This window comes from Hirschia sp. (genome assembly GCF_058892565.1).
Window position 1 is genome coordinate 1 of the sequence record NZ_JBZXVU010000057.1, and the last position, 470, is coordinate 470.

1 pseudogene is annotated in these 470 nt (G+C 47.0%); it reads left to right on the forward strand.

The features are described from left to right. Positions 1–470: pseudogene (locus AC5EF3_RS16130) on the forward strand (hypothetical protein); the annotation flags it as partial.

Sequence of the window (470 nt, forward strand, 5' to 3'; positions counted from 1 at the left end):
TAGTTGATCCAATTCTTGACGATGTCGAAGAGGTTGTTGAAGACGTCGTCGACGAGGTAGTTGATCCAATTACTGATGATGTCGAAGAGGTGGTTGAAGAAGTCGTCGAAGACGTTGTTGAAACAGTCGAAGATGTTCTCTCCGACTTATTAACACCGGAAGATTCAGAACCATCAGATCCAGACGCTTCAGATGAAGATCTGACAGTGGATGGTGATGTTGACCTTGCGGGTCAGGACATTGTTGACCTTGATGTGGATGTTAATCTTGATCCAGTTGAAGCCATAATTGGCGATGTCGACATTGATGTGGACGCGGTTGCAGAAGTTCTTTCTGATGATGCCATCCTTGATGTGGATGTTGACGCAAGCGTTGAAGCGTTTGGCGAAGAGTTAGAGGCTGCACTTGATGTGGTGATCGGCGAAGACGCCGGTGATGATGTTGAGGCTGTGGCTGAAGAAGTTGTCGAA